This window comes from Streptomyces sp. NBC_01116 (genome assembly GCF_041435495.1).
In the GTDB taxonomy this organism is placed as follows: domain Bacteria; phylum Actinomycetota; class Actinomycetes; order Streptomycetales; family Streptomycetaceae; genus Streptomyces.
Genome location: NZ_CP108644.1, coordinates 7,970,696 through 7,997,639, shown reverse-complemented (window position 1 = coordinate 7,997,639; position 26,944 = coordinate 7,970,696). Strand labels below are relative to the sequence as shown.

17 protein-coding genes, 1 pseudogene and 1 riboswitch are annotated in these 26,944 nt (G+C 70.7%); of the genes and pseudogenes, 7 read left to right on the top strand and 11 right to left on the bottom strand.

Annotated features, from left to right (window positions below; genetic code table 11):
- Positions 1-14 precede the first annotated feature (14 nt).
- The 5 genes from OG245_RS35045 to OG245_RS35025 form a co-directional block, all read right to left on the bottom strand.
- On the bottom strand, positions 15-10,835 hold the full coding sequence (locus OG245_RS35045; RefSeq protein WP_371627361.1) for an amino acid adenylation domain-containing protein: 10,821 nt from the start codon (positions 10,833-10,835) through the stop codon (positions 15-17).
- A gap of 946 nt (positions 10,836-11,781) precedes the next feature.
- A complete protein-coding gene (locus OG245_RS35040; protein ID WP_371628075.1) occupies positions 11,782-12,942 on the bottom strand; it encodes a Dyp-type peroxidase in 1,161 nt (386 codons plus the stop codon).
- A gap of 386 nt (positions 12,943-13,328) precedes the next feature.
- A complete protein-coding gene (locus OG245_RS35035; RefSeq protein WP_371627360.1) occupies positions 13,329-14,000 on the bottom strand; it encodes a hypothetical protein in 672 nt (223 codons plus the stop codon).
- Positions 14,001-14,548: 548 nt separating this feature from the next.
- Complete coding sequence (locus OG245_RS35030) at positions 14,549-14,944, bottom strand: multidrug efflux SMR transporter (RefSeq protein WP_371627359.1); 396 nt, start codon at positions 14,942-14,944, stop codon at positions 14,549-14,551.
- Positions 14,945-15,259 (bottom strand): multidrug efflux SMR transporter, encoded by a 315-nt coding sequence (locus OG245_RS35025; protein ID WP_371627358.1) that lies wholly within the window; start codon positions 15,257-15,259, stop codon positions 14,945-14,947.
- Between the two features lie 84 nt (positions 15,260-15,343).
- Here OG245_RS35025 and OG245_RS35020 point away from each other — a divergent pair, with 84 nt between their 5' ends.
- Positions 15,344-16,039 carry a TetR/AcrR family transcriptional regulator gene (locus OG245_RS35020; protein ID WP_371627357.1) on the top strand — a complete coding sequence of 232 codons (696 nt, stop codon included), beginning with the start codon at positions 15,344-15,346 and terminating at the stop codon, positions 16,037-16,039.
- 229 nt (positions 16,040-16,268) lie between these two features.
- On the opposite strand, the gene OG245_RS35015 is transcribed toward OG245_RS35020, so the two are convergent.
- From OG245_RS35015 to OG245_RS35005, 3 genes are all read right to left on the bottom strand, one after another.
- The gene (locus tag OG245_RS35015) at positions 16,269-17,948 is read right to left on the bottom strand and encodes a VanW family protein (protein WP_371628074.1); all 1,680 of its coding nucleotides are present in this window, start codon (positions 17,946-17,948) and stop codon (positions 16,269-16,271) included.
- A gap of 368 nt (positions 17,949-18,316) precedes the next feature.
- Positions 18,317-18,598, bottom strand: coding sequence for a hypothetical protein (locus OG245_RS35010; RefSeq protein ID WP_371627356.1), 282 nt, complete (start codon positions 18,596-18,598; stop codon positions 18,317-18,319).
- A gap of 571 nt (positions 18,599-19,169) precedes the next feature.
- Positions 19,170-19,775, bottom strand: a complete 606-nt coding sequence (locus OG245_RS35005) for a hypothetical protein (protein WP_371627355.1) — start codon at positions 19,773-19,775, stop codon at positions 19,170-19,172.
- 140 nt (positions 19,776-19,915) lie between these two features.
- Here OG245_RS35005 and OG245_RS35000 point away from each other — a divergent pair, with 140 nt between their 5' ends.
- The 3 genes and pseudogenes from OG245_RS35000 to OG245_RS34990 all read left to right on the top strand — a co-directional run bounded on the left by OG245_RS35000 (position 19,916) and on the right by OG245_RS34990 (position 21,868).
- Complete coding sequence (locus OG245_RS35000; protein WP_371627354.1) at positions 19,916-20,302, top strand: helix-turn-helix domain-containing protein; 387 nt, start codon at positions 19,916-19,918, stop codon at positions 20,300-20,302.
- Between the two features lie 20 nt (positions 20,303-20,322).
- Positions 20,323-20,457: pseudogene (locus OG245_RS34995) on the top strand (LuxR family transcriptional regulator); the annotation flags it as partial.
- A 55-nt stretch (positions 20,458-20,512) separates the two neighbouring features.
- On the top strand, positions 20,513-21,868 hold the full coding sequence (locus OG245_RS34990; protein ID WP_371627353.1) for a hypothetical protein: 1,356 nt from the start codon (positions 20,513-20,515) through the stop codon (positions 21,866-21,868).
- Positions 21,869-22,611: 743 nt separating this feature from the next.
- Here the strand turns inward: OG245_RS34990 and OG245_RS34985 are convergent.
- The gene (locus tag OG245_RS34985; protein WP_371627352.1) at positions 22,612-23,577 is read right to left on the bottom strand and encodes a pirin family protein; all 966 of its coding nucleotides are present in this window, start codon (positions 23,575-23,577) and stop codon (positions 22,612-22,614) included.
- 148 nt (positions 23,578-23,725) lie between these two features.
- Here OG245_RS34985 and OG245_RS34980 point away from each other — a divergent pair, with 148 nt between their 5' ends.
- Positions 23,726-24,091, top strand: a complete 366-nt coding sequence (locus tag OG245_RS34980) for a tetratricopeptide repeat protein (protein WP_371627351.1) — start codon at positions 23,726-23,728, stop codon at positions 24,089-24,091.
- A 109-nt stretch (positions 24,092-24,200) separates the two neighbouring features.
- On the top strand, positions 24,201-24,863 hold the full coding sequence (locus OG245_RS34975; protein ID WP_371627350.1) for a hypothetical protein: 663 nt from the start codon (positions 24,201-24,203) through the stop codon (positions 24,861-24,863).
- A gap of 94 nt (positions 24,864-24,957) precedes the next feature.
- Here the strand turns inward: OG245_RS34975 and OG245_RS34970 are convergent, their stop codons facing one another.
- Both OG245_RS34970 and OG245_RS34965 read right to left on the bottom strand, forming a co-directional pair.
- Entirely contained in the window at positions 24,958-25,713 is a 756-nt protein-coding gene (locus OG245_RS34970; RefSeq protein ID WP_371627349.1) for a CbtA family protein, read from the bottom strand.
- Positions 25,714-25,772: 59 nt separating this feature from the next.
- Positions 25,773-25,988 carry a CbtB-domain containing protein gene (locus tag OG245_RS34965; protein WP_371627348.1) on the bottom strand — a complete coding sequence of 72 codons (216 nt, stop codon included), beginning with the start codon at positions 25,986-25,988 and terminating at the stop codon, positions 25,773-25,775.
- A gap of 45 nt (positions 25,989-26,033) precedes the next feature.
- Positions 26,034-26,126: riboswitch (adenosylcobalamin (AdoCbl) riboswitch) on the bottom strand.
- 126 nt (positions 26,127-26,252) lie between these two features.
- Between OG245_RS34965 and OG245_RS34960 the strand changes: the two genes are divergently transcribed.
- Positions 26,253-26,843, top strand: coding sequence for a histidine phosphatase family protein (locus OG245_RS34960; protein ID WP_371627347.1), 591 nt, complete (start codon positions 26,253-26,255; stop codon positions 26,841-26,843).
- Positions 26,844-26,944: the final 101 nt, after the last annotated feature.

The following is a 26,944-nucleotide window of genomic DNA, read 5'->3' as shown; positions in this document are numbered from 1 at the left end:
TTCGAAGGCCGCGATCAGATCGCGAGCGCGGTCAGCTCTGCGGTGCGGGCGCGCAGTCGCTCCAGTTCGCCGCCCGGCGCCGCCGCGGGTTCTGGGACGTCGGCGGGCAGGGCGTCCGGCACCACGGCCGTGGGGAGGATGACGTCGTCGTCGCCCAGAACGATGCCCCGGTCGTTGAGCGCGGGAGAGAACTTCATCAACGTCAGCCGGCTGACCGGTCCCGCGCACAGCCGTTCGACCGCCGCCGTCAGCTCGTCCGGCTGGATGAGCGGCGCCTGCGCTCCGACCACCGCGCCCCGGTCTCCCCCGGTGGGTGCGTTGTTGAAGCAGTAGCCCAGGTTCAGCACCTTGCCGACCGCTCCGTAGCGGCGTCGCACCGTCAGTGCGAACGAATCGAGGAACGTGCAGGCGGCCGCGTAGTTCGCCTGCTTGATCGCTTTGAGGTAGGAGTTGATCGAGGACAGGAACAGGGCGAAATCGAGTGAGTCACCGCCGAACACCTGCATGCACCGGACGCTCGCGTCGACCTTGCCGCGCAGCACGTCCTCGAACTGCGCCTCGCCCATCCGGGCCAGGCTCGCCCCCGAGAACACGAGGCCCGAGTGGATGACGCCGTGCACCGGGCCGAACCGTCGTACGATCTCCTCCTTCGCCGCCTCCAGGGACGCGAGGTCGGTGGCGTCGGACCGCAGGTACAGCGGCGCGGGCCCGTCCGGGCCGGCCGCCCGAGCGATGGCGGCTTCGACCCGCGCGTCCTGCGGCCTGCGTCCGAGCCACACCACCTGGGCGCGGTACCGGCGGATCAGGTGCTCGCTGATGACCGTGCCGAGGGCGCCCGCCCCGCCGATGATGACGTACGTGCCGCCCTGCCTCAGCCGGGACGAGGTGGGCGAGGCCGGCTGAACGGTCATCAGCCGCTGCTCGTGCCACCGGCCGTCGCGGTGGATACGCAGGTTGCCGTCCGGGTCAGCGGCCAGGTCGAGCACCGCGGCGAGAGAAGGCGCGTCGTAGTCCTCGACGTCCGCCACCCGCACCCGCCAGTTCGGGTACTCCTTCGCGGTCGACCCCGCCAGGCCGGCCACTCCGGCGTGCGCCGGGTCGACGGCCTCGGCCTCGTGGACGGCGTGCGCCCGCTCGGTAACCAGGGTCAGGCCCAGGGAGCGATCGCCGTACCCTGCGGCCAGCAGTGCTCGCACCGTACGGAAGGCGTGCAGCGAACCGCCCGCCTGGCTCTCGACGACGCTCGCACCGGACCGGTCGACCACGGCGCCGGGCGCCACCCAGATCAGGTGGTCGAGCTCCGGGACCGACCGGAGAGACGCCTCCAGGTCGTCGCGCGTACGCTGCGACGGGTCCGCGAGCACGTGCGCGCCCGGCAGGCGCGCGAGGAGAACGTCCCGCGCCTTCCCCGGGGACGCGATGATGCCCACTGATGCGGAACTCCGCGGCCACGTGGCGGACTCCGTCCGCTGAAGGGGGTCCCACACCGGTATCAGCGTGGCGACGCCGTCCGCCGGGCCCGGCCTCTGCTCCGGCTTCCGCTCCGGTGTCTGCTCCGGCCTCTGCTCGGCTCGACGGCCTGCGATGCCTCGCAGCCGCAGGCACACCGTGCCGTCACCGGTCGCGAGGTCGATGTCGATCCGGTCGGCGCCGCGCGCGTCCTCGGCACGGCGTATCAGGGCCCACATGGTGGTCGCGCCGGGGGCGAGGACTTCGGCCGACTTGATGGTGAACACCAACCCGACCCGATCGCCGGCGTCGAGCAGGCGCATGCACTGCATCGCCGAGTCCACCAGCGCCGGGTGCGGGACGGGGCCGTCCACGGTCCCTGACGCCGCACCGGGCAGCCGCAGTTCGGCGAGCACCGCGTCGTCGCCGCGGTGCACCGCCACGACCCCCTGGAACGTGGGGCCGTAGGCGATGCCGCGCTCCCGCCACTCGGCGTAGAACCGCCGGGGGTCGAATTCCATGGTCCGGAATTCCCGAAGCAGCGCGGGCAGGTCGAGCGCCTGCGCACCCGTCGGTTCCCCGGCGGACACCTCGCCCTGACAGTGGAGAACGGGCTCGTCTCCGGCGGACTCGGTGGAGGACACCGTGAACCGGGTGACGTCGCCGTCCGCGCGAAGGTCCACCCGCAGGGCGCGCGGCACCGCCGCTACCGAAAGGGGGCGCAGGAAGACGATGTCGTGCAGGCGGACCGCGTCGCTCGCGGTCCGCACCGCCGCTGCCGCGACCCACCGCAGATACATGGCCCCCGGGGCGATCCCGGTCCCCTGCACCTGATGCTCCCGCAGGTAGAACTCGTCGCCGGTGAGGGCTCCCCCATCGCACCGCGGCCCGTCGTCAGCCGTCGCGCGGATCGGCAGCGCATAGCGTTCCCCCGCGAAGGGGTAGCCGGGCAGCGGAACGCGGCGGTAACGGCTGTCGCGGAACAACTCGGCGAAATCCGGTGCCTCACCGTCGAGGAACCGCTGGGCGAGTGCCCGTACCCCGGAGTCGGCGCTCCTCGTCGGAAGGTCCTGGCCGGAGAGCCGGGTGGTGCACCGGCTTTCCAGTTCCGCGATGTCCCGGACCACACACGCCCATCGGTGCCGCAGGTGCCTGCGGCCGAGCAGGAGTGTGTGGCTCACCTCGCCGACATCGAGGTCCGGGTGCTCCCGGCAGTGGCGCGCGAGCCGGGCCACCTGTTCGCTCAAGGCGTGCTCCGTCGCCGCCGACAGCACGATCAACCGGTCCCCGCCCTGTCTGCTCCGCGTCGGCGTGGGCGGGTGCGACGGCTGCTCGATGACCGCGTGGGCGTTGGTTCCGCTCGCGCCGAGCGACGTGACCGCGGCACGCCGTTTGCCGCCCTCCGGCACGGCCCACCGCCTCGGCTCCGTGTGTACGAAGAACGGGCTGCCGGCCAACGTGACACTGGAGTTCGTCGCGGTGTGGTGCGGCAGGCCGGGGATCACCTCGTGCCTCATCGCCAGCAGTGTTTTGATGACGCCGATCACGCCGGCCGCGGCCTGCGCGTGGCCGATGGACGCCTTGGACGAGCCGAGCGAGCAGAACCGCTCGGCGTCCGTGAAGCCGCGGAACGCGCGATCGAGGGCCCGGAATTCCACCGGATCGCCGAGCTTGGTTCCGGTGCCGTGTGCCTCGACCAGCCCGATCCCGGCGGGGTCGATGTCGAAGTCCTGGTAGATCTGCCGGATCAGCCGTTCCTGCGAGGTCCCGTTCGGCGCGGCGATCCCGTTCGTCGTGCCGTTGTGGTTGATCCCGATTCCACGGATCACGCCGTGGATGTGGTCGCCGTCCGCCTCCGCGTCCGAGAGCCGTTTGAGGATCAGCGCACCGACTCCCTCGGCGGGCACGAATCCGTCGGCCGCCTGGTCGAACGAACGGCACCGGCCTGTCGGGGAGAGCATCCCCGCCCGCGACGCCGCCAGGTACAGCCGCGGCGAGTTCTGTACGTAGACGCCGCCCGCGATCGCCGTGGTGACCTCGCCCGCCCACAGCGCCTGACACGCCAGGTAGAGGGAGACCAGCGAGCTGGAGCACGCGGTGTCGACCGCGATCGCCGGTCCGTGCAGGTCCAGGTAGTACGCGATGCGGGACGGCACGAGCGAGTTCATGTTGCCCCACAGCGCCTGGCCGGGGTAGTCGGACGGCCCCGTCAGATCCAGGTAGTCGCCGGCGGCGCAGCCCACGTAGATGCCGCACCGGTCGCGGTCCAGCGACTCGCCCGCGTGGCCCGCGTCCTCCAGCGCCCGCCACGCTTCCTGAAGGAACAGCCGCTGCTGCGGCTCCATGTAGACCGCTTCAGCACCGGAGATCCCGAAGAAGAGCGGGTCGAACTCGTCGACGCCGTCCAGGAGGCCGCCGTCCAGGCAGACGCTGCCCAGCGACGCGAGGTCCCAGCGGTCCACCTTCGAGACAGCGTCGCGGCCGGAGGCCAACAGGTCCCAGAACTCGTCGGCATCCCGGGCGCCCGGGAACCGGCCGCTCATACCGACGATCGCGACGGGCTCCCGGACACCGCCGGACGGCCCGGAGGGGGCGGACGGCCCGGATACGGTGGACCGCTCGGATACGGCGGACAGCTCGGACACCGGGGACGAATCGGACACCGCGGACCGTTTGGGCGCCACGGACGGCTCGGGCACCGCGGACGCCTCACGTACCGCAGGAGCCTCGGGTACCGGCGACGGCGCGGGCACCGCGGCCACGATGGCGGCGCCTTCCTCGTCGACGATGAAACCGGTCAGCCGCCTGATCGACGGGTTCTCGAACAGCACGCTCGGATCGAGATCGGTGCCCAGCGACTCGTTGAGCCGTTGCACCAGCGAGACGCCGGTGAGCGAGTCCAGTCCGTAGTCGGCGAAGGGCTTCTCGGGCGCGAGCTCGTCCGCGGTCAGCTTCAGCGTCTCGGCGAGGATCCGCTCGACGGTCGCGCGGACGTGCTCCGGAAGCGAACCGGGCGCGGCAGGCCGCGGATCCCGGCGCGGGACGGGCGAACCGGCGCGCGCCAGCAGCACCTGCTGGCCCAGGTCGCGGGCGGGCTCCGCCAGCAGTTCGACCGTGTCGAACCCGCACGCGCGCAGCACGTCGCGCCACGCCTCCGAGGACAGCGCCGGTCCCCCCTGGATACGCCTTCCGTCCGTGAACCGCCACCACCCGTCCAGGAGCCCGAAGGTCAGGTGCGACCACCAGTCGTTCCGGGCGAGCTCGTTGAGTACGAGGACTCCGCCGGGCCGCAGCAGTGCTCTGGCATGACGCACTGCCTGCACGATGTCCTTGGTGGCGTGCAGCACGTTGTTGGCGATGACGATGTCGTAGTCGCCCGCGCCGAGCCCCTGTGCGCCGGGCTCCCGCTCCACGTCGAAAGCCGAGAAGGACACGTACGGCACCCGTCCGGAGAACCGCCGCTCCGCGTCGATCAGGAACGCCTTCGAAACGTCCGTGTAGCGGTACTCGGCGACGTCGCGGCCCGTCAGCCGGGCGAAGACGCGCTCGCTGGTGCTGCCGGTGCCCGCTCCGATCTCCAGCAGCCGGATCCCGCCGCGGCGGGCGTCCGCCTCCGCGCGCACCGCGCCGGCCGTCACCTCGTTGAAGTAGTCGGCCGTCGCGTTCCCCCGGTACGCCGGTTCGACCAGCGAGAACGAGCCACCCGGGAACATCACCGCCGTGGCCTTCGTCCGCCCGGACAGGATCGCGGGCAAGGCCTCGACCATGCGGTCGGTCAGGCCGGTCTTGGCCGCCAGCTCCGGGTCCTCGGCACGGGCGTCCTTCCACGCGCGCCAGGCGCGCCACGCCTGTTCGAGGCCCGGCGCGCCCTGCCCGGGCGCCACGAACTCGCCCTCACGCACGAGTTCACCGTGGCTCAGCAGCACGGTCACCGTATGGTCGAGCCACTGGGCGAAGGACGGCGCGATTCCGGTGATTCCCGTGATCCCCTGCCCACTCGGGTCGCGACGAACGGGCGCGTCGAAGAGTCCCGCCGCCACGAGCTGTGCGAGCACGAGCGGGCGCGAGAGGCCGTCCATCTCCTCCGTGGCGGACGTGCGGCCGGACAGGAACGTCTCGACGCTCTCCGGCCCGGCAGCGGCCACGAGCAACGACGCCGCGTCGAGCGGGTCGGCGGCCCGAGGGACCGGCACCGCGTCGGCGGTCGGCCAGTACCGTTTCGCGGCGAACGGATACGTCGGCAGGCTCACCCGCACCGGCGGATTCGCGCCGTGGTGGGCGTGCCACTCGACGTCGACGCCGTTGACCCACAGGGGCGCGATCTTCTCCCACTCCCCGTGTTCGAGCCACCCGGCGACCAGGTCCCGCAGCTCCCCGGGGCGATCGAAGAGACCGAGCAGCTGGTCCTCGGGCCGTCGGGCCGTACCTTCGAAGACCGTTCCGCGTGCCCCGCGCTCGACGTAGCCCTGAAGGGTCGCGATCAGCCCGTCGACGTCGTTCGCGACGAGGACCACGCGTTCGGCCATCGCCCGTCGCCCGACCTGGAGCGTGTACGCGAGTGACGCCAGATCGCCGTGCGCGTCCCGGTACCCCGGCAGGAACTCCAGAAGCTGCCGCGCGAGGACGCCGAGCCGCTCCCCGTCACGGGCCGAGAGGACCACCGCCTGGGGGCCGGGGCGTCCGGCGGTCCGCGCACCGGTCGGCGCCTGTTCCAGTACCGCGTGCGCGTTGGTGCCGCCGATCCCGAAGGAGCTCAGCCCCGCACGCGCGGGCTGGTCGCCGTCCAGCGGGAGATTCCGGTCGGTCACGAAGAACGGCGACTCGTCCCAGTCGATCTCCGAGCTGGGCGCGTCGCAGTGCAGGGTCCGCGGAACCTCTCCGTGCCGCAGGGCCAGGGCCACCTTGATGAGGCCGGCGATCCCCGCGGCCGCGTCCAGGTGGCCGATGTTGCTCTTGACCGAGCCGATGCCGCAGAACCGGCTGCGTTCTGTGTAGTCGCGGTACGCCTCGGTCAGGGCGGCGACCTCGATGGGATCGCCGAGCCTCGTGCCCGTGCCGTGCGCTTCGACGTAGCTGATCGTCGACGGGTCCGTGCCCGCCTTGTCCAGCGCCTTGCGGATCACCTCGGCCTGCCCGCGCACACTGGGCGCGTAGAACCCCGCTTTGTCGCCGCCGTCGTTGTTCACCGCGACGCCGCGGATCAGGCAGTAGATGTGGTCGCCGGCGGCTATCGCCTCACTGGCGCGCTTGAGGACGACCACGCCGACACCCTCACCGCCGGACATGCCGTCGGCGCCGTCGGCGAAGGCGCGACTGTGCCCGTCGCTCGAGAAGTTCAGGCCCGGCTGGTGCACGTAACCCAGTTCCCCCGCGGAGAACAGGCTGGCCGCGCCGACGATCGCCTGGTCGGCATCGCCGGCCAGGAGTCCCTGGCAGGCGACGTGCACCGCGCTCAGCGCCGATGAGCAGTTGGTGCTCACCGCCATGCTGGGACCACGCAGGCCCAGCTTCGTGGAGATCATCGTGGGCACCGTGCCGCCCTGGGCGAACAGCCACGCGGCGTACGTCTCGGAGTTCGCCAGGACCCGCGGGCCCGACGCGTTCGCCATCAGCGCCGGGAGCAGGGCCTGGTAGAAGTTCGTGCTCGTGGACGTGGTGACGCTGGTCCCGGGCACGTCCTCCGGGCGGTAACCGGCGTCCTCCAACGCCTGCCAGGCGTGCTGCAGCAGCAAGCGCGCCTGCGGGTCCATGAACTCGGCGTCGCGGGGGGAGATGTCGAAGAACGCCGCGTCGAACTCCGCCCTGCCGTCCACGACCGACCGCTGCGGTACGTATCCGGGTCGGCTGATCAGCTCCTCCGGCACTCCGAGCGTGCGCAGTTCCTCGGCCGACCATGACGTGCCGCCGCTGCGTCCTTCGACGAGCCCGGACCAGAATGCGCGGTGGTCCTGGGCTCCCGGGAACCGGCAGGAGATGCCGATCACCGCGATCGCGTCACCGAGCGAGGCGTCGTCGGCCGCCGGAGTGGCGGGGCGCGGACCGGGGCGCTGCTCGGGCTCGACCGGCTGGGCGACAGGTGCCTGCGGGGCAGGTGCCTGTCCCGCGGGTATGCGCCCAGCGGATGCGCGCCCGGCAGATGCCTGCCCGGCGGGCAGCAGCCCCGTCAGGTGTCGGGCCATCGCCGCGACGGACGGGTGCGCGAAAAGGCTGGTGGGCCGCAAGGAGCAGCCGTACTCGCGGTTGATCCGTTCCACCGCTTCGATGGCCGCGAACGAGTCTCCGCCGATGTCGAAGAAGCCTGCGGCACGCTCGATGTCACGGGAGCCGAGCACCTCTTCGAAGATCCCGCGCACGGTCCGCTCGACGTCGAGCGCGGCCACCGGGCTGTCGGCGGCCGGGCTGTCGGCGGCCGGGAGCGGCACCGTCCGGGCGCCCTCGGTCAGCTTCGCGCGGTCGACCTTTCCGTGCGCCGTGAGCGGAAAGGCGTCCAGGGCCACGAATGCGGCGGGCAGCATGTGGGCGGGGAGGGTCCTGGCGAGTTCCGCGCGCAGCAGCGCGGCGTCGACCGGCCCGTCCCCGCTCCCGGTGCAGTAGGCCGTGAGCCTGTCCGACAGTCCGACATGCTCCAGCACGACGACGCTTCGGTCGATCTCCGGGCGGGCTTCGAGCACCGCCTCGATCTCACCGGGTTCGATGCGGTGGCCGCGCAGTTTGACCTGGTTGTCCATCCGGCCCAGGACGACGATCTCGCCGTTCGGCAGTCGGCGCGCGCGGTCACCGGTCCGGTACAGCCGTCCTGGCGCGAACGGGTTGTCCAGGAAGCGCTCGGCCGTCAACTCCGGCTTCCGGTGGTAGCCGAGCGCGACCCCGTCGCCCGCGATGTGGAGCTCGCCGGTCACACCGACAGGCAGGGGATTCAGGTTCTGGTCGAGGACGTACAGCTGGGTGTTGGCGATGGGGCTGCCGATGGTCACCGGCTCCTCGCTGCGCAGCCGCTTGGCCGCTGACCAGATGGTCGTCTCCGTGGGCCCGTACAGGTTCCAGGCCTCGCCGCGCGCCACGAGTTGGTCCTTCAGGGCGTCGGGCAACGCCTCGCCGCCGCACAACACCTTGACGCCCTCGGTGTTCCGCCATCCGACGCGCACCAGCATGGCCCAGGTGGCCGGGGTGGCCTGCATGATGGTGGGCCGCCAGTCGGCGACCTTCTCGGCGAGCAACGTGGCGTCGGCGGCCGTGGCCGACTCACCGACGCAGACCTGCCCGCCGGTGATCAGCGGAAGGTAGAGCTCCAGGGCGGCGATGTCGAAGCTGTGCGTGGTGATGGCCAGCAGACGATCGCCGGACGTCACTCCCAGCGTCTCCGCCATGGCCAGCAGGAAGTTGGTCAACGCCGCGTGCGGAACCACGACGCCCTTGGGTCTCCCCGTGCTGCCCGAGGTGTAGATGACGTAGGCGGCCGGAGGCGTCGAGGCTCGCGAGTCCGGCGTATCGGCGGTCGCCTCCCCCGCCGCCGCCCTTGGCCGGGCGGCCTGATCGTCCGGACGGTCTGTCGGATACAGTCTCGCCTTCGGCGTCCCCGGGGCGGCCAGTCTGTCCATCACCGCCTCATGGCAGATGATGAGGTGCGCGCCGCTGTCCTCGACCATGTAGGAGAGGCGTTCGGCCGGCAGCCGGCTGTCCAGGGGCAGGTACACCGCGCCGAGCCTCATGACGGCGAGGAGGGCCACGACAAGGTCGATCGACCGTTCGTAGCAGACCCCCACGACATCCCCGGGCCCGACGCCTCGACGCGTCAGCTCCTGGGCCAGCGCCGCGCTGCGGTCCGCGAGTTCGCTGTAGGTGAGAGTCCGCTCCCCGCAGGTGACCGCCGGAGCACCCGGGTTCGCCCCCGCCTGCTCCGCGAAGAGATCCCAGCACGTCCGGTGCGCGGGAAAGTCGGCCCCGGTGCGGTTCCACGCCTCGATGACGAGGTGCCGTTCCTCGTCGTCGAGCAGGTTCAGCCTGCCGATCGGCGACCGCCCGTCGGAGTCGAGGATGCTGTCCACCAGGGTGGCGAAGTGTTCCGCCATGCCCGCGACGGCGTGGGCCGAGAAGGCGTCCGGGTGGTATTTCCAGTTCACCAGGAACCCGTCACCGGGAGCCACGTCCACCGTGAGGTCGTACTCGCCCAGCTGGTACAGCCCGTCGACGAGCTCGAAGTCCGTCTCGCCGGTGGTGCGGGCCCGCTCGCCCAGGTATCCGGAGAGAGCGGAATCCTGGTAGTTGTAGACGATCTGGTAGAGAGGCGACCGCGGGTTCGCGCCCCGTGCGCCGAGATCGCCGACGATCCGGTGGAACGGGTAGGTCCCGTGCTCAAGCACTTCGAGCACCGTGCTCTGAACGCGCCGGGCGAACGACGTGAACTCCTCGTCGGCGTTCGGCCTGCTCCGGACGGGCAGCGTGTTGACGAAGCAGCCGACGATCGGGTCGAAGCGTTCCGTCGGACGCCCGGCCACCGGCATCCCGATGACGAGGTCCTCGCTTCCGGTGTACCGGTGCAGCAGAGTCAGGAAGGCCGCCAGGAAGAAGATCCCCGGGCTGATCCCCTGTGAAGCGGTGAAGGCCGCGATGGCGGCGGCCTGCTCGTCCGGCAGCCGACTGGTGTGTACCTCGCCCACATGAGGCGCGTCCGGCAGCAGAGCCACCTGTGAGGGTAACCCGGTGAGGACGTCCGCACCGGCGAGCTCCCGCACCCAGAACGCGCGGTCCTCCTCAGCGTGCTCACCGGCGAGCACGTCCCGCTCCCACGCGACGAACTCACCGAACGAGGCGGAGCCCACCTCGATCGGCACGTCCCGCCCCTCGACCCGCGCCCGGTACGAACGGAACAGCGTGTCGACGACGAGACGCGCCGACACTCCATCGATCACCAGGTGATGGACGACCAGCAGAACGTACGCCTCGGACGCGGAGCGACGCAGGACAGCCAGCCTGGTCAACGGCTCACCGGCCAGGTCGAACGGCCGCCTCGCCCTTTCCTTCAAGGAGTCCGGCACCCGACCGGACGGCACATCGGAGATGTCCACGCGCTCGACGAGGAAGCCGTCCGCATCTCCAGGGGACAGACGCGGCCCGTCCTCCGTCTCGCGCACCGAGGCGGAGAGAAGCGGATGCCGGGAAAGCGTGTCGCGGAACGCGGCTTGAAGCGCCGCGGCGTCCACGTCCGCGATCGAGAAGCACACGGGAACGTTGTACGCGTACGTCTCCGGCTCCATCTTGGCGAGCGCCCACAGGCCGCGCTGCCCCTCGGACAGAGGAATGTCCACGCGTCTGTCGAGTTCGGCCAGTACCTCGATCGTCGATATCTCCCCGTCGGCGTACATGCGGGCGAGCGCTCGAAGGCTCATGACGGACTCCTTCCTGCCACGCCACCCAGGCATGACGCCGCGGCAGAAGATCGCGAGCGAACGCGAGGACTCTGCCCGAGCCCGCACGGAGCGGGCTTCCCGTTGTCTTCCCCTGTCCACGCCTGCGCCCGGCCGACCACGACCGCTCCTTGATCATCGTGGCCGAACGTCGCGTCCCTGTACCGGGCCGCGTCCCCGAGCGGCTCCCGCAGCGGCACCGACTCCGGATTCCGGGTGCCGAGGACCGATCGGCGTGGTGATGCGACGTACAGCACCTCGACCGGATGCCACTCGGTGGTGCCGAACGATTCGGGACGGTCTACCCGCTGCGACCCGCTCACCAACGCGTCGGCCAGGTCGTGGGACCAGCCGCGGTGGGTACGGACACGCTTGCGGATCGAGCGGATAACGCCGCGGCACACCAGGGCGCCGCGGTGAGGGCACGCGTCGAGGCAGGCACGGATCGGGGCCAACCCACGCCCCCACGCCTGGCGGTAGCGTTCCGCATCGGTGAACACGGCACGGTCCACCGGCCTGCCCTCGGCGTCGACCGGCCCGAGAGGCCGGCCGAACGCGACATCCCGGCCGGGCGCTCGAGGCCTGCGCGCAGCAACGAACAGCAGGCGCCCACGGATATGGCCGTCGGTGTCATGACGATCAGTATGGCCCGCAGAGCGCTGCGTGTTCTCGCCTTCGTTCCGCTGTGGGGCACATCACTTATACGTTTCGGCCAGCGCGGATCGCGTGATGCACGCTGCCGCCGGGAGTCCGTGTCCGGGCGCTGACACTCCGTCTTCGGCCCACCGCACGCGGCGGGTTGGCAGACACGCTCGGACGAGCTTCTCCACCCGCGTCTTCGCATGCCTCCGGCCGGGAGAGGAAGGGCATGGTGTCGACGGCGGAGATGTGCGGGAAGGTCACCTTCGGGACCTGTGCCGCTCGGAGATCATTTACGGGACCCTCCCCGGCCCAGCAGTGCGGAGGCGTAGGAGTCCGATCCGTCGGCCACTCCCGGCAGTACGAGAAAGTAGCCGCCGCCCGTGGTGACGCTGAAGTCCGCGAACCGCTCGCCTTCCAGCCGCTTCTGCACCGTTGCGAACTGCCGGGCCAGATCCCGCTGGTAGCAGCAGAAGATCAGCCCTACGTCGAGCGTTCCGTCGGACGCGAGGCCCCGGTCCAGGTTGTAGCTTCGGCGCAGCAGGACCGAGTCCTCGCTTCCTCGGGTCCGCGGATTGGCCCGGCGGATATGGGAGTCCAGCGGCGTGACTCGGCCTTCCGGGTCCCGCCCGTAGTCGGGCAGGTCGCTTTCCTTGCGCCCGTCGAGCGGTGCACCGGTGGCTTTGCGCCGGCCGAAGATCTGCTCCTGCTCGGCCGTCGGGACCCGGTCCCACTCCTCCGCCTGGAGCCTCACGGTGCGCAGGACCTGGTAGGCGCCGCCGCGCGCCCAGGCGGGTCCCTCGTGGCCGACCCAGACGAGCCGGTCCATCTCTCGCCTGGATGTGGTGTCGGGGTTCGCTGTGCCGTCCTTGAAGCCGACGAACGACCGCGGAGCGCCCTCGGGCCGCGGTGGGTTCAGGAAGCCGTCGGCCCGCCACCGCGTTCGCAGCAGCCCTGCGGTTTCCCGGGCCAGATCGCGTACGACGTGGAGAACGGCGTCGGGGTGCTGGGCGCAGATCTGCAGGGAGAGGTCGCCGTGACTGTGTTCGGGGTCCAGCCGGTCCCCGGGGAACTCGGGCATGTCCACGAGTCCGGGTGGCCGCGCTCCTTCCAGTCCGTAACGCCTGTCGAACAGCGACGCGCCCACGCCGACGGTGATGGTCAGCCGGTCCTGCGGGCCGCGCACCGCCGCTACGTCCGGGTCGTTCGGTGTGACACCCGCTGTCAGGGTGCGGCACCGCTCGGTGAGCTTTTCGAAGAGGGCCGCCAGTTCCGTCCGGTCGCGCGCGAGCACGTCGAAGGCGACGAAGCCGCCGAACGGCTGCTGCCGGGTCAGGATCCCTGCCTGGTGTGCACCGTGGAACGGCACCCGGCCGTCGCCGGAGGCACTGGTCGGGACGGCGGAGGCGGGGCTGACCGACACCGTTGCGGCCAGGCCTCCGGCTCCCACCAGGCCGGCAGCGCCCCGTACCAGGGCGCGTCGGCCGGGATGCGGAGCCCGGGCGTGGTCATGTTCTGTCATGGCCGTTCTCTTTCCGGGGGGTCGTACGGCCTGCTCTGTCCCCGTCACCTCTACCCGGCCGCAGCGATAGCTGGGCGGGCGAGGCATCTCCCGCATCCGATTGGCGTACGGAGAGGTGGGCCATGAGATCTACGGCGGCCCGGCGCCAGTCCCCCGGCCGCTGTCGGGCGGACGACACCGCGTGGCCGCTCCGCCGGAGACCGACGGGGCGGCCACCGCGGGCCGGACGGGGTCGGCGCCCCGCGCATCCACAGCAGGGTGCCGAGGAGCGTGGGCGCCCTCGGGAAGGCCGAGACGGTGCGATCGGGCCCGGTTCACGCCAGGGTGTATCCCAGTGCGCCTCCGTGGATCTGGCCCTCACAGTTCGCCTGAATGGAATCGAAGATCTGGCGGTTCTCGTTCCGCAGGCATCGGAAGAGTTGAACGGTGGCGACTCCGGCAGGCTGGGTGGTGTGGAGCCAACCGAGACGCGTCACATACTGCTGGCCCTCACAGGCGACGTCCGTGCTGGTGAAGTGGTCGCCCCTGACCTGGCAGAGGTACAGCGGCGTGGTCCCCGCGGCCGCGTAGGTGTACAGCGAACCGAGGGGCCCCTGGAGCTGGTAACCGTTGGGGTGGTACCAGCTGTTGCTCTGCGTGTCGGAGCTCTTGTGATACCGGTTGAGGACGAACGTGGGCCCAGGTGTGTAGGGGTCACCCGCACAGAGATACTCGACCGCGACCTGTACGTAGCCGTTCGGGAGCTGGTTGACGACCGTGGGGCCCTTGACCAGGTTGCACCTGGCGGGGTCGAACCCCTTGGACACGGCACTGTCCATCGCGGTGCCGACAGCTGACTGCACCGCGACGTTGTACGGGCCGCTTCCCAGGCCCCCGATGTAGAGCTGCACCGGTCCAACGGATGCGGCCGCCCGCTCGGCCGGGGCCGGGGCGGCGGATGCCGGGGGAATGAGAGCCAGAGTGAGCGCGGCGATGGCCGCGGTCATCACGCCGAGACGGCACGTTAAATTCATCAAGGCCATATCCTCGGGTCAGTTGAATCACGCGGTGAGTACGGGCGATGCGTGGAATACCAAAAGCGAGAGGGTTGCCATCCGCGGCAAGCCCGCGCCCAGCTAAGCACGGACACGTCCTATGGGCCAGAACGCCTGCGGCACTGGGCTCGAAGCACGGTCTTTTCGAGACACTCCGGTAGCCATTACTGGTGTGCTGAATCGGCCATTCGCGATGGGGTCGGCCTGCCCGGGGAGATGCGAGTGCTGACCGAGAGCCTGAAGGTGTGCCCGGGCGCCGGGAAAGACGCATCGGGATCTGTCCGACAGAACCAGGACCCCGCGCGGGCCGGCCGTCGGCAGAGCACCGCGGACTTCCTCGGCCGCCGTCTCGTGCCGACGAGCGGGCGGAGTGAGGGGCGGAACAACGATCTCCCGTCGCTCCGCCGGACCGAAGCCGCCCGGCGCACAGCGCGTGCGCCGGGCGGCTTTCGCGGTCCCGGGCGACCGGGCCGTGCCCGCCCCGTCGCCCGGGACGGATCTCAAGAGGTCCGGTTCGGTGCCGCGGTGCCGTCGGGGCGGTCTTCCGTGCCACGGGGACGGGAGTCGTTGCCGGGCGGGCTCGGCTTGGACAGCTTGAGTCCGGCGATGCAGCCGATGATGCCGATCAGGAACAGCACTTTGAGCGTGCTCGCCGCCTCGCCGCCGGTGGCCATGGCCCAGGCCACCGTGAGGGCGGCACCGGTGCCGGTCCACACGGCATAGGCGACGCCGATGGGGATGTGCTTCGCGGCGCGCGACAGGCCGATCATGCTCAGGACCAACGCGATGAAGAAGACCACGCTCGCGACGGGCCGGGAGAGGCCGTCGCTGGCGCCGAGCGCGGTGGCCCAGACGGCCTCCAGCACGGCACTGAGGAAGAGAATCAACCAGGGCATTCAGCTCACCGCTTTCAGTCCGACGACGCAGCCGATCAGTCCGGCCAACAGGGCCGCGCGCAGGGGCGTCAGCCTCTCCTGACCTCGCGCGGCGGCGATCAGGACGGTCAGGACGGCACCGATGCCGACCCACACCGCGTAGGCGGTGCCGGTGGGCAGCGAGGTCATCGCATAGGCCAGGCCCGCCATGCTCAGTGTCATGGCGACGGCGAAGACGACGGTCGGGGCGGGCCGCCGGAACCCCTGGGACATCCCCAGGGCGGTGGCCCAGACAGCCTCCAGCACAGCGGAGGCGATCAAGACGATCCACGCCATGTCCACGTTTCCTCTCCATGTTTTCGTACGACTGTGCCAAAAAGAAGGTAGCACGTAGTCGCACAGTCGTGCGACAATGACGTCATGCCTCGTGTGATCGACACCGATGAACGCAATCGCCGGGTTACGGAAGCGGCATGGAGGGTTCTGGTGCGTGAGGGCATCCCGGCGCTGTCGGTTCGCAAGGTCGCCGCCGAGGCGGGGCTTCCGCCGAGCTCACTGCGCTACACCTTCCCGACGCAGGCGAGCTTGCGGATCAGGGCGTACGACCTGGTGGTCGAGCGTCTGGCCGACCGGGTCGCCTCGATCGCGCCGGGCGCCGACTGGGCGCGGGCGGTACTGCTGGAACTGCTGCCCCTGGACGAGTCGCGGCGCTTGGAGATGGAGATCACCGTGGTCCTCGGCACCGCGGCGATGGCGGACGGCGCCCTGCGCGCGACGCACCGGACGGCGCACCAGGCCGTAAGAGACCTCTGCGAACGGGTGGTGCGCGCACTGGAGGTGACCCCGGAGTGCGTCCGGGTCGAGACGGAGCGCCTGCACGCGATGGTGGACGGGCTTGCCCTGCACATGATCCGGCAGGGCGAGAGCGAGGGCACGGACTGGGCCGTAGGCGTCGTGGACACCCACCTGGCGAATCTGGAACGGTCCTCCTCGCCTCAGGCACCGCCACCGCCACCGGCGCTCGGGGAGCGTCCCCGCCCGGTCGAGAACGGCCGGCCGGAGAAGGGCCGGAATCTCCGGCGCCCCGGAAGCGGCTGTGGCCGCCCCGGCGACTGATCAGGACCAGGCCGGCCGCTGACGCCGCCGGGAACGGTCACCGTCCAGTGCCGCCACGGTGAGGACGCCGTCCGGTTCTCCGCCGACTCCCTCGCCCTGCCCATCGGCGACAACGCGGGTATTCGGCCTCGCTATCGCGCGACGGTCATTGCGCCGGGACACACCGCGAAGTCCGCCAAGCCGGCCTGGCCACGGCGGGACGGGGCGGTGGTGCCTGCTGGAACGTCGTTCAGTCGCAGGTGACTTCGTCGCGCGGGTCGTATCGCGTCTCGAAGGTCTCCGTCCTGACCGCTCTGCCGCCGTTCTTGAAGACCTGGTCGACGGCGACGTCGAAGCCTTCGAGCGGAGTCTGCGGCACGCACTTCTCTCCGGATGCCCCCTCGCGGGTCTCCGGCTGCTTCACGGAGGTGCGCGGGCCCTTGGCCGCTTCGATCTCGTCGTACTTCTTGGTGCCGAGGAAGGTGATCGTGACAGAGGTGTCGGTGGCGCGCGCGTCGATGTATATCGCGTTGCCGGAGTCGTTCCTGAACTTCAGGTCGAGGCTGCCCCAGGCCACCGTCGCCTCCCTGCCCTCCGGGTAGCGCTCGATGTAGAAGGAATGCGCACCGTACTCCACCGGTTTCACACCCGCGAAGAACATGGCGTTGAAGACCGTGGTGGCCACTGCGGAGACACCCCCTCCGTTGGCCTTCTCGTACCGATCGTTGTTGATGATGACGCCTTCCACGAACCTGTTGGCCTCGGTCCGCTCGCCCACAGTGCGGTTGAAGCTCCAGATCTCGTCGGGCAGTACAACCGACCCGTTGATCAGTTCCGCGGCACGGCCTATGTTGGTGACGCGGTAGGGAGCGGGCTCGAAATCGACCGTGAAGCTCGACATCTGCTCCTTGATGCCCAGGCGGTGCAAGGTGTCACGGGTCAGCCTGGGCTCGGTCTCTTCGACGCCCACCGCTCCTGTGCGGGCTGCCCCGCTCTTGGCCAGCAGGGGCAGTACGGCCTTCTGGAGCGCCGCGGCCGTGACGTCCTGCCCGGCCTTGCCGTCCGAGGCCACCGCCACTCGGCCGCCGTCCAGCCTCAGTTCGGCGTCGACCGGCTCGTCGAGGACAAGCGCGAGCCGGTTCGCGACCGCTGGTTCGGCCAGGAGCCCCTTGCCGTCCAGCGCTGGGGCCAGCAGCTTGTCCCCGTCGGGCTTCATGACGAGGTGCTTGCCGAGCGTCGCCGGGCTGATCTCGATCTTCTGACCGCCGACGCCGAGCACGACCGGCGCCGACATCGCCGGAGTGGCGAATTCCCTCATGGCGCGCTTCACCTCCGCCGCACCGACCTGCGGCTCGGTCGTGCGAACCGGGAGCCGCACCGGCTCCGCCCCCCGCCCCGGGACCTCCGAAGCCAGCTTCTCGACCGCGCCGTCCACATCCAGGGATCGCCCGGCGACCGGTCGCACAGGCACCGGCTCACCCGCTTCGAAGGTGACGCCACCCTCCCGCGCCTTCCGGGCGTACGACTTCGCCTCTTCGGCCAGAGAAGCGCTCGCCTCCGCCTTGTCCACACGAATCACCGGCTCGACCTCGCGGTCACCGCTCGCGAAGAGGCGGCCGATCACCGTGAACGGATCGGCTCCCATCTGCCCGGCCCGGGCGACGGTTTCCTCCGTGTCCAGAGAGATGCCGGATACGCGGACCGTGCCGTCAGTGTCACCGAGGCGCACCTGCACCGGCTCCGACCAGGCCTTGCCCAGGCTCTCGTCCAGCCTCTCCCGCGCCTGCGCGTCGCTCAGCCCCCCGATGTCCACGCCGCCCACGCGTGCTCCCGCGGGAACACCATCGCCGGCCGCGAGCAGCCCCACGAGGTACAGTCCGCCGAACCCCGCACCCGCGACTCCTGCGACAATCGCGGCGCTGCGGCCTATTCGGCGACGGCCGGCCGACGCAAGGCCGCCGAGTGGGCCGGAAAGAGGTGGGCGACTCACTGATTCTCCTCGTCTGTGACTGCGGCCGGCTGCGGCCGGGGCCCGTACAGAGGGCAGCCTTCCGAGTCATGACCAAAGGGTCCGCCTCGGCCGGTTCGACACACCCTAGCCCGCGAGAAAACTAAGAAGATTAGTAGGGCACGGTAATTTCGGTCACGATCACCGATGACCGCGAAAGCGGGCAACGGCGGGCTCCGTTCCGGCGACGGGACCCTCCGGGACGAGTCACCTTCGGCTCGCCTCGGCCAGCACTCCCGAACACCACGTCCGTACGTCCGAGGAGTCACCGCAACCGTTAGCTTCGAGCCCTACTCACGGTGGACGACCTGCCGGCAACCGCAGTCCGCGAACCCTCCCACCGTGGTCGGCCAGGGTGCGCAACAGGATCTGGCATCGGCACGGTCCCTCAGCTCCTGCAGCTGCGCGCGCTCGTCGGTATCCGTCGTGCCGGCCAACTGCTCCTCGTACCACGGCAGGAACTCTTCCGGCTCGGCCTCCGCCGCAGCCGCACGCCACCCGGCCACATCGATGCCGGTGGTCACGTCGTACTCGTCGTGCCAGTCCACGGCCAGGCGCGTGAGCAGCAGCATCGACTTCTCACGCGCGGCAGCAGGTCCCGCGACGGCGATCCCTCGCGAGGAACGGCACGGCGACCGGAGAGGCCGAATAGCGACTGCCCTGATGGAAGATGCTGTTGAACAGGCTGTTGAACGCCTGCTTGCGCGCCTCGTCGTCGTCCCCGCACAGGGTGCGTATATGCCCTGGAACGTCATGCGCCGACTCATAGGCGTGGGACAGGCCGGCCCAGTCCACATCGTCCAGCCCGCCAACAGCTTCTCGTACTCGTTGATCATCGAAGAAGAATCGCAGGAGAGACTGACACAGCCTCCGCGGCACAACAAACAGCTGGTGGCCTGTTCGCCGTCGCCAACCCCCACTCCGGCGCCGGCGTACCCGGACGGCAGTCATCCGTCGACCTCGTCGAGGGGTTCTAGGAGACCATCCCATTTGGCGAGTCTGCGGTAGCAGATGAGGGTGCAGGCGATGCTGGTGAAAGCCAGGAAGTGGTCGCCGCCCGCGGAGCAGGTGGGCTCGACAGCGGCGCGCCCGGGTTCCGGCCGCGCCGCTGTCGAGGTGTGGTCGGCCCTCGGGGACCCCGGGTCAGTGGAGCTTGTTGACGGCGGTCTTCGTCGTGGTGCGGAAGGCGGCCAGCGGGGCGTCCTCGAGGTCGCCCATCTGGCCCCAGCGGACGAGAGTGACGGTGCGGCCGTCGCGGCCGACGGAGAACAGGTGGATGTCGGAGATGCCGATCTGCGGGTCGGAGGTGTCCAGGCTGTAGACCCAGGCACCCTCCTCGACGGCGAGCTTGCCGTGAGAGGCGCTGACGGCCTGCAGGCCCGGGTTCTGCTGCTCCAGCAGGGAGCCGCAGCCGGCGAGGGCCCCGCGGAGGGTGTCAACCAGCTTCACGGCGTCGGCCTCGGTACGGGCGACGGTGGTGACCTGGACACCGTTGGTGTCGAGCTCGGTGCTGAACTCGCGGTAGCGGGTGTTCTGCGCCGGGATCTTGTACGGGGCGCAGAGGACGCCCCCGTTCTCCGGGACGCCGGTGAAGACCTGGGTGGCGGTCCACGGCGTCGACGACGGCGGCATCTGGGCGGCGGCGAGGAAGGCGGGCTGGGCAGCGGCCTGCACCGGGGCTGTCGCGAGGACCGCAAGGCCCAGCGCGGCAGCGGCTGCGGTGGCGAGTGCGGAGCGGAGCTTGTTCATGGTGATGGATCCCCCGTCGGGTCGTTCGTTCGGTCAGTGCTCAACCAGCGTGCAGCCACCGCCCGCCAGCCGCAACGCTCACGCGCCCACCCGCCGTCCCGAACCCATTCCACCCCCGCTGACGTGCAAGGACGTGGAGGATGGGACGCAGGGTCGAGGGGGATGGAATACCGAAGGACGCCGCCGTCGAGGAGCTCGCGGGGCTCGTGCGCGCGCCGAAGGCGCGGGAAGGGAGGAGTCAGGAGGCGCTGGGCCGGCGGCTGAGCGTCAGCGCGTCCACCCTCCACCGCTACTGCTCGGGCGCGACCGTCCCGGAGGAGTTCGCCGTGGTCGACCGCCTCGCCATGCTGTGTGGGGCGGACGAGGAAGCCGTGGGCGCTGTGGTGGACGATGGCTTGCCGCTGCGGCCCAAGCCGGTCCGCAGCATCCGTCGCCCGGAAGACCCCTACACCTCTGCGGAGATCGTGCTCCGTAAACGCCTGCGAGCCCGGATCCAGGCTCACCCGAACACGGAGATCCGCAGCTGAAAGAGTGGTGGCATCCCGTTATGAAGGTCCGCACCTGCAGCGGCCACGTCGCTAGACTCTCCGCCGCCCCCGGCAGCGGCAGCCGCACCCAAGTCGGCTACCTCATCGCCCGCTCGGGCATTCCCGACGGTCGCACGGCCCACCAGGCGGACTGAAACCGGCCCATCTCTGCCGTACAACCATCCGCGGATCTCTCCTGTCTTGATCCCCGTGAAGAAGACGCTCATAGCCTCCGCCGCCGTACTCGGCGCGCTCGCCGCCGTCACCGGCCCGGCCGCGGCCCCCGCCACGGCCGCCTCCGACGCACTGTGGCTCTGGTCCGACCCGTACGAGATCACCCTCCCGGGCCCGTCCGAGGACGGCTCCCCCGCACCGTCGCAGTCGCTGACCGTGCAGATCAGCCACGACAACACGGCGACCACCGTCCCGGCCGGCACGCTCACCGTCGACGCCTCCGACGTCGCCTCGTTCGCCGAGGTCACCTGGCCCGCGAACTGCCGCCCGGAGAACGAGACCACCGCCGTCTGCACCACCCCCGAACTCCCCGGCGGCGCCAACGCGCCCGCCGCGCGGATCGACCTGACCCCCAAGCCGGGCGCCACGGACGGCAACGCCGGCTACGTCCGCTACACCGCCCAGGCCGGCGGCATGAACGCCTACCCGGGCGAGACCCACGTCGCCGTCAACGACGGCCCCGCACTCGGCCTCACCCAGGCCGGGTACCGCACCGGCATGGCACCCGACCAGCCCTTCGACTCCTCCGTCGTCCTCGGCAACCAGGGCAACCGCACCGCCGACCGCACCCTGCTCACCGTCTTCACCTCCCGCGGCATCCGCCTCGGCATATCCGTCCCCTCCAACTGCGAATCCACGAACGCCGTCACCGGCCGTACGTTCCTCTGCGTCCTGGACGAGCGGACGACCCCGGGCTCGTACCACTCCCTCCCGCTGAAGTTCCGCACCAAGGACATGGCACTCTTCGACCGCGTCGACTATTCGGCGCAGCCCTACTCCGAGCAGGCGCTCGCCGAGGCCCGCGCCGGCCGCGCCTTCACCCCGGGCGCCGGCCCGGAGCTGAACCTCACCCCGGCCGCCGCCCCCTCCGACGAGCTCCAGCCGTACCGCAGCTTCACGGTGAAGGCCGTCAACCAGGCCGACTACCGGCTGACCGCTTCCACCGTCTCCGGCGCGGCCGGCGACACCGTCCCCGCCACCGTCACCGTCCACAACGCGGGCCCCGCCTGGGTCGCCTCCCTCGGCGCGGGCGAACCCGCCGCGACCGTCGACATCGACATCCCCGCCGGCACCTCGGTCGCCACCGCCCCCGACGCCTGCTGGTCCCAGTCCGAGACCCGCTACCGCTGCAACACCCCCATCTACCTCACCGAATCCGGCAAGCCCGCCACCCGCACCTTCCGCTTCACCCTTCACATAGACGAGGTCATCCCGAACGCCACCGCCCGCGCCGCCATCTACAACGACGCCTACGAACCCGCCGTCCGTACCTTCGACCCCGACCTGACGAACAACACGGCCACCCTCACCGTCAACCCCTCGACGAGCTGACGCACGCCCCCTCCGGCTGCCCGGCCCGACCCCTGCGCGGGCCCTGTCCGAGCCGGGCAGCCGACCCTCGCACCGACGGAGCATGCGGGCGCTTGCTGCTGTTGGTGGTGTCAGGTGGTGCGGGCGGTGTTCAGGGTGGGGTAGATCCGCAGGTAGGTCATCCGCTGGACCGCGCTGAGCCCTTCGTCGCCGCTTCGGGGCCGGACCCCGCAGCTGTTCGATGGGATCTGAACGCCTGGCCTGCGGTTTCCGAAGCCGGGCTGGAAGCGATTTCGCAGAAGTATGCCCATCTCACGCTGACAGTGAATTCCCGGGACCTCTACCAGGACGAACCGTCGCGGGACCGCACCGTCCACGTCCGGGATCGGACTGGCGATCAGATCCCCCGCGTCCACTGGCTCGCCGATCAAGTGGGTGGCCGATTCCCGTCGCCGGACACATTCGCCGCTCGGGCCCTGCGGCACCCAGTCACGCTCAGTGGCTCCGTCCGGGACCAGTTTCCGGCATCCGGTAACAGACAGCTACCATCACCTGACTGGCAATCAGGAAGGTCGGCAAGAGGTCAGCATCGATCCGATCGGCCCCTGACACACAAGCTCGAACACGAGACTCGACATGCCTCCCCTGGAACCCACTAGCCGCCCGGGCCCCGGGACCCGAGCACAGAACAGAATACGGATCGGGGCCCCACCATGGCGGCCGTCAGCAGCGGAACGGCCAGCCCACCTCTAGGTTTCCCCAGGTCAGCGCACTCGTCCACGTGGCTTCAGCGGGGTCGTGGGCAGTTCCGGGGCGGACAGGCGGGCGCCGTCGTAGCCCTGCACCTCGCCGAACCGCGAGCCTTCCTCCCAGTCTTTTCGCGCCTGCGCGATCTCCTCACCGGATCGGGCGATGAAGTTCCAGAACATGACGAGTTCCTCCTCGAACGGCTCGCCGCCCAGGAGCATCAGACCGGCGTCGGAGACGGCGCGCAGCGGCAGTTCGGTGCGGCCGCAGCCGAGGTAGAGCATCGAGCCGGGCAGCACGGGGACGCCGTCGACCTCGGCCTCGCCCGACATGGACAGGACCGCGTACTCGAAGTCGGGTTCCAGGGGCAGGCGGGCCTCGGCGCCGCCGGCCAGGGCCAGGTCGGCCCCGACGATCGGGGTGTACGCGGTGCCGGGCGAGGCCGCACCGTCCAGTTCGCCCAGGATGACGGTGGCGGTCACACCGGGGGCGGTGACGAGGGGCAGGTCCGTGTGGTGCTGGAAGTGCGGCTCGATGGTGCGGTGCGCTTCCGGGAGGGCCACCCAGAGCTGTGCCCCGTGCAGAAACCGGGCGTGCTCCTTCGGGCTCTCCTCGGAGTGGCTGATGGCGCGCCCCGAGGTCATCAGGCCCAGTTCGCGGGGGCGTACCGTCTGCAGGCTGCCGAGGCTGTCCCGGTGGAGAACCTCCCCGTCGTGGAGCCAGCTGACGGTCTGGAGGCCCATGTGGGGATGGGGCGGGACCTGCATTCCGGGCTCGTCGGCGATGTCGTCGGGTCCGTAGTGGTCCACGAAGGCCCAGGCTCCGACCATGCGCCTGCCGAGGTTGGGCAGCAGGCGGCGGACCTCGGTGCCCTCGCCGAGCTGGACGCGACGGGGAGCGAGAAGCTCGCGGACGGGTTCGGCGACGACGAAGCCGCGCCCTCCGCAGACGGAGGGTGTGGCCTGGCGATCGAGATTGCTCATGGCGCTCAACCTATTCCCGTAGGGGCGTGCGGCACCGGGTCCCACGCCAGATTCTTAGTGGAATGTTCAACCATTGTGCGGTGTTGTCATGGCTGAACGGACGGCGGGGCGGGCCCGGAACCGGCCCGCACCACACGAAGGAGGACACGTGAGCGAGACCGAGACCTACTACGAGTTCGGCACCGCCGCCGACCGGTGGGACCGGGCGCAGATGTTCTTCGAGGCCAAGGAGTACCTGACGGCCGCGCGGATCCTGGGCGGTCTCGTCGAGGAGGAGCCGAAGCAGGTCGCCCCGCGGCTGCTGCTGGCCCGCTCCTACTACCACTCCGCCCGGCTGGGTAAGGCGGAGGAGGAGCTCCGGGCCATTCTGGAGCTCGACCCGGTGGAGAGCTACGCGCGCCTGATGCTGGGCCGGACGCTGGAGCGCCAGGGACGGACCGCCGACGCGGCTCCGCATCTGCGGATGGCCGCCGCCCTCACCGGCGACTTCGGCCCCGGAGCCGCCCGCTCCTGAGCCGCCCCGCGCGACCGGCCGGGCCCGCACCCCTCGATGCGGGCCCGGTCTCCTTTACCCGCCGGTACCGGCATCGGACAATGGGATCTCAGGGACGAAGGGGTGGGAGATGCACGGAGCCAGGAGTGTCGCGTTACGCCGGGTGCGGTCGGCCGCGCTCATCGGGCTGGCGGTGGCGGTTTCGGCCGGCTGCTCCGGCGGCGACGACGGAAAGAGCGGAGAGACGGCGGAGCGGGCCGCTCGCCCGCCGGGGACCCACAGCTGGACCGGCAGACCGTGCGAACTCCTCACGGGTGCGGCGCCCGCCGAGGGCTTCACTCTCGGCAGCACCACCGACTCCGCCTCCTCCGACGCGCAGGAGGACATCGGGGAGAACGGGGCACGGCCGCTCTATCGGGAGACCGGCTGCCTCGCGGACCTGAAGGCTCCCGACGGCACGTTCTGGAAGCTCAGCACCAGGGCCTCGGTGTACGAGGACCCCGAGGCCGCCCGTCACGCGTACCGCGTCAAGGAGGACCTCGACCGCGCTCACGGGCGCGGGCCCGAGAAGGTCCACGACGCCGCCTACGCGATACCGGCCGACGACGGGGGCCGCCCCGGCCGCACCCTCCTCCTGTGGAACGGCGACCTCGTGCTCACGGTGTCCGCGTACGCACCGCACGGGAGCACGGAACACGACGTGCAGCAGAGCCTCGAACGGATCGTCGGCAACGCCGCCCGCCGCACCGAGGACGGCCTGCGCGACCCCGACGCCTCCTCCCCCGCGCCCTGAAGACCTCTGCGACCCGCCGCCTCTGACCTCACCTGTCCGGACGCAAACGTCTCCGTGCGGCACGCGTACGCGTGCTGTACGGAGACGGTCCGGCTCAGTTCACCGCGCTCGCGGTGCGGGGCGTCGCGGCAAGGGCGGCGGGCGCCAGCAGCCGTTCGGTGAGGTGGCCGAAGACGACGCCGAACACGGTCCACAGCGTCACCTGGACCGCGAGCGTGGAGAGCCGGAACTCCCACAGCAGGCCGGCCGGGAAGTCCTTGCCCACTTCGTCGAAGGAGGGCAGAAAGGCGTAGGCGAGGCCGATCAGCAGGACGAAGCCGGCGCCTGCCACGACGGTCGCGTTCCAGTTGCCCAGGCGAGGAGCGAGCCGTCTGCCGATGATGACGGCGGCGACGGCCAGCAGCACGCTGAGGGCGACCATCAGGAAGAACAGGGCGGTGCGTTCGCCGATGGTGTCGGGGTTGCCGACGGCGGGCGGGTTCGCCGGGTATTTGAGGAACGGCACGACGTAGACCGTGAGCAGGGCGGCACCCGCGATCAGCGCCGCCGTGGCCCGGGGGCCGAACCCGCCGATGCGGCCCAGCGCGTAGCAGAACACGAGGGCGGCGATCCCGCCGACCGCGACGCCGAACACCAGGACACCGGTGGCGAGTCCGCCGGTGGCCTGCATGGTGCGGCTGACCAACTCCTCGCCGCCGCCGTGGTCGTGGCTGTGGGCCTCTTCGAGGGCGATGGCCGCGTCCACCTGGGACTCACCGAGGAAGTAGGCGACGGCGAGCGCGAACGCGCCCGCGATCAGGCCCGCGAGCATGCCGCGCACGAGCAGGGCTCTGACAGATATGGAGTTCACGATGGTTTCCTGATTTCTCTTGCTTCCGTGTCCGCTGATTCCCTGGTTGTTCAGGTGCCTCAGTGGCAGGGGAAGCCGAGCAGGTGACGGCCGTCGTGGACCCACTCGTGGACGCCTTCGCCAGAGATGAGCGCGGTGGCGCCCTGTTCGGCGCCGACGAAGTACAGCAGGACGAGCATGAGGATGCCGAAGAAGACCGCCCAGGGGGCGATGGCCTTCGCCGAGATCGGGGCGATCGTGGCTGCCCCTGTCGCCGGAACGGCGGACTGTGCCATGGCAGAACCTCCTGTGGGAACACGCGTCCCTGTCGTGGTGCCTCGGACGAAGGTGGCGGGTCTGACTTCCCCGCGGACGCGGGTTCACAGTGGCGCGACCGTGCCGGATTCCCACCGGACTTCCGTCGCACCCTCGTCATGGTCGACGTGACCATACCGCCTGCGCGCAGGCACCGCCATGGTCCAATCTGCGGGGTGGCGGAACGCGGATTCCTTGGGGCGACAGGGCTCTGGGGTCTCTGATGGAGAAGTGAAGGCAGGGACATGACAGTTCGCGTGATGTTGATCTCACCGGCGATGAACGCCGCGTTGCGGGAGGCCCGATTCGACGGCGACGCTCCCCTGGACCGGTCCGGCCGGGAGCGTGCGCTGGCGGCGGCCGACGCGGTGCCCGTGGCCGGAATCGCGCTGAGCGGCCCCTCCGAGCGGTGCCGCGGGACCGCCGAGGCCCTCGGCCTGGCGGCGCGGACCGAACCGGCTCTGACCGGCTGGGACCTGGCGCGGTGGTCCGGCCGCCGCCTCGACGATGTGGCGGCCGCCGAACCCGCTCAGCTGACCGCCTGGCTCGGCGATCCGTCGGCGGCTCCGCACGGCGGCGAGTCGCTGCGGGACCTGGTCGGGAGGATCGGAGGGTGGCTGGACTCCCTCGGTGGGCCGGACGCACCCGACACGGGCTTTCTCGCCGTGGCCGAGGTAGCCGTCGTACGGGCGGTGGTCGTCCATGGCCTGCGGCTGCCGCTGGAGGCGTTCTGGCGGCTGGACGTCGCCCCGCTGACGCTGACCGGACTCAGCGGGCGGGCGGGCCGGTGGAACGTGGCGCTGGGCCGCCCGCTGACCGCTCCCACGAGCGGCTGAACGCCACTGCGACACCGTCAACGGCCCTCGGCCGGCTGAACGCCACGCACCACCACCGCCAACGGCCCCCAGCTCAGCGAACGCCACCGCGCAGCCCTCGC

Bases quoted from the DNA above. Each gene is read 5' to 3' on its own strand.
- OG245_RS35020 (WP_371627357.1), top strand. From the start codon at position 15,344: ATGCCTCGTGTGATCGACACCGATGAACGCAATCGCCGGGTTACGGAA.
- OG245_RS35030 (WP_371627359.1), bottom strand. From the start codon at position 14,944: ATGCCCTGGTTGATTCTCTTCCTCAGTGCCGTGCTGGAGGCCGTCTGG.
- OG245_RS35005 (WP_371627355.1), bottom strand. From the start codon at position 19,775: ATGAACAAGCTCCGCTCCGCACTCGCCACCGCAGCCGCTGCCGCGCTG.
- OG245_RS35000 (WP_371627354.1), top strand. From the start codon at position 19,916: ATGGGACGCAGGGTCGAGGGGGATGGAATACCGAAGGACGCCGCCGTC.
- OG245_RS34975 (WP_371627350.1), top strand. From the start codon at position 24,201: ATGCACGGAGCCAGGAGTGTCGCGTTACGCCGGGTGCGGTCGGCCGCG.
- OG245_RS35035 (WP_371627360.1), bottom strand. From the start codon at position 14,000: ATGACCGCGGCCATCGCCGCGCTCACTCTGGCTCTCATTCCCCCGGCA.
- OG245_RS34985 (WP_371627352.1), bottom strand. From the start codon at position 23,577: ATGAGCAATCTCGATCGCCAGGCCACACCCTCCGTCTGCGGAGGGCGC.
- OG245_RS35010 (WP_371627356.1), bottom strand. From the start codon at position 18,598: ATGCTGCTGCTCACGCGCCTGGCCGTGGACTGGCACGACGAGTACGAC.
- OG245_RS34965 (WP_371627348.1), bottom strand. From the start codon at position 25,988: ATGGCACAGTCCGCCGTTCCGGCGACAGGGGCAGCCACGATCGCCCCG.
- OG245_RS34960 (WP_371627347.1), top strand. From the start codon at position 26,253: ATGACAGTTCGCGTGATGTTGATCTCACCGGCGATGAACGCCGCGTTG.
- OG245_RS35045 (WP_371627361.1), bottom strand. From the start codon at position 10,835: ATGAGCCTTCGAGCGCTCGCCCGCATGTACGCCGACGGGGAGATATCG.
- OG245_RS35025 (WP_371627358.1), bottom strand. From the start codon at position 15,259: ATGGCGTGGATCGTCTTGATCGCCTCCGCTGTGCTGGAGGCTGTCTGG.